The organism is Microcoleus sp. AR_TQ3_B6 (assembly GCF_036702785.1).
In the GTDB taxonomy this organism is placed as follows: Bacteria; Cyanobacteriota; Cyanobacteriia; order Cyanobacteriales; family Microcoleaceae; genus Microcoleus.
Genome location: NZ_JAUBVJ010000145.1, coordinates 1 through 1999, shown reverse-complemented (window position 1 = coordinate 1999; position 1999 = coordinate 1). Strand labels below are relative to the sequence as shown.

The window sequence follows — 1999 nt, the reverse complement described above, 5'->3', positions numbered from 1 at the left end:
ACCAGGCAGAGCCTGTTAACGAGTAAACTTACCAATTACCAATTACTATGTCTGTGAGTTTTTTGCGACGAAACCTGACTCCTTATTTGTTTTTGCTACCTGCTTTATTTATTTTGAGTTTGACTGTTTTGTGGCCGGCGGTGCAAGCTTTTTATTTGAGTTTTACCAACTACGAATATGATTTAACTCAAATGCCGCAGTGGGTGGGTTTAAAGAATTTTTACAGGTTGTGGGGCGATCGAGTATTTTGGCAAACTTTGACGAATACGCTGCTGTATCTCACCTGCGTTGTGCCTGTATTGGTTGTTGTGCCGTTGGGAATGGCGATTTTGTGCAACCAAAAACTTAAGGGGATGAACTGGTTTCGAGCCGCATACTACACGCCGGCGGTGATTTCAATGGTTGTCGCCGGGATTGCTTGGAAGTGGCTGTTTGCTGAGACTGGACTGCTAAATCAGTTGGGGGAATTGTTTGGTTTACCTCCTGTTTCTTGGCTGGCTAATCCAAAGTTAGCAATCTTTAGCGTCATGGCAGTTACTATCTGGAAAGGATTGGGCTATTACATGGTGATTTATTTGGCAGGCCTGCAAGCTATTCCGGCAGAACTTTATGAGGCGGCTGCTATTGATGGTTCTGAGGGTTTGGGAAAGCACTGGGATATTACTGTGCCGCTGATGAAGCCGTATCTAGTTTTGGTAGCGGTAATTTCGGCGATTTCTGCTACTAAGGTTTTTGAAGAAGTTTATATTATGACTCAGGGCGGCCCTCGCAATAGTTCTAAGACTGTTGTTTATTATCTTTACGAACGGGCTTTTAAGGATTTGGAAATTGGCTATGCTTGTACGATCGGGCTGGTTTTGTTTTTGCTAATTTTGGGTTTGTCGATTTTGCAAGTTAGCCTTCAGGGTTTGGCTCGCAATGATTAAGATTTATGACTGATTGCTAGTGACTGAGATATTGCACCATTCTCATCTCAAAAACAGGCAAGATGCCTGTTCCACAATACCTCACATCTCAAGAACAGGCAAGATGCCTGTTCCACAATACATCAAATTTCTTGTGGGGTGTCCCCCCCGCCCTTCTAATTTCTACTAATTTTTGACTTGAATCTGGAAGTAATGCGATCGCTCACGGTTTTGGGCAGGTCTTATTGGTGAAATCACAGGTATAAATATAGGGTTTCTGCCAGTTCAGAGGAATTTCTAATAAATCCCTGGTTCCGGTCATCCCCTGTCCCAGAAAGAGCAGCACAGCGATCGAATTCAATATCACATGGGTAGTGCGCCAGCGATTTGAGCGGTCTTTGTAAATGTCTTCAATGATGGCAAGGGAGAAAACCATAATTAGCGCAGCGGTGATGCCAATGTAGTAGTGAGACCAATACCATTCATTGGTTCGCCGATAAACGCCATCTTGAGTGCCAAGAATCACCAAGCCAGTACCTGTTAGCGTCGCAAATATGCCGCGCCATAAAGCGGGTGTCGCTCGATATAGCATGACCAAAGAGGCGACAGTTGCCACAAACATCAGCACAATGAAAATGACCTGAAAGGAGTTTTTGCTCCAAACCTGTTCGCTCCAAATATGCTCAAAAATCGGGTAGGCTAGACCCAACAAGGTCACTCCTACCACAGAACCTGACAGAATTCGACCTGCTTTGACGTGTTCTGGACCGACTACAGGTGGAATTTTGCTCTTGGTGTCGCAAACAATTTGCTTGCGACGCTGCATAGTTTGCCACCCCATATTGACAACAACACCAAGCATAGGAAAAACAATCGCTACAGCTAAAATAGGATGCAGCAAACCCAGAAAATCTTTAAATTCCATAGATCGCTTTTTTGTTGAGGAGGGTTGGCTTCATCAACCCGGTTTTTGCCATACATAATATCATATCCGGCGATCTAACCACAGTAAGGATCGCGAATTAAATAACTTACAATTTTAATTGTTATTGTGGGATGGGCGTCCCGCCCGTCCTTTTTGGACGGGCGGGACG

Annotated in this window: 2 protein-coding genes; one reads left to right on the top strand and one right to left on the bottom strand. The window is 44.4% G+C overall.

Annotated features, from left to right (window positions below; translation table 11 throughout):
- The first annotated feature begins 47 nt into the window (after positions 1 to 47).
- Positions 48 to 926 (top strand): sugar ABC transporter permease, encoded by an 879-nt coding sequence (locus tag QUB56_RS35055; RefSeq protein WP_332960966.1) that lies wholly within the window; start codon positions 48 to 50, stop codon positions 924 to 926.
- Between the two features lie 202 nt (positions 927 to 1128).
- On the opposite strand, the gene QUB56_RS35050 is transcribed toward QUB56_RS35055, so the two are convergent.
- Positions 1129 to 1830: a DUF4079 domain-containing protein gene (locus tag QUB56_RS35050; protein WP_332960965.1), complete on the bottom strand. Its 702-nt coding sequence runs from the start codon at positions 1828 to 1830 to the stop codon at positions 1129 to 1131.
- Between the last annotated feature and the right edge of the window lie 169 nt (positions 1831 to 1999).

Excerpts from the sequence above, each read along its gene's own strand:
- QUB56_RS35055 (WP_332960966.1), top strand. The coding sequence starts at position 48 with ATGTCTGTGAGTTTTTTGCGACGAAACCTGACTCCTTATTTGTTTTTG.
- QUB56_RS35050 (WP_332960965.1), bottom strand. The coding sequence starts at position 1,830 with ATGGAATTTAAAGATTTTCTGGGTTTGCTGCATCCTATTTTAGCTGTA.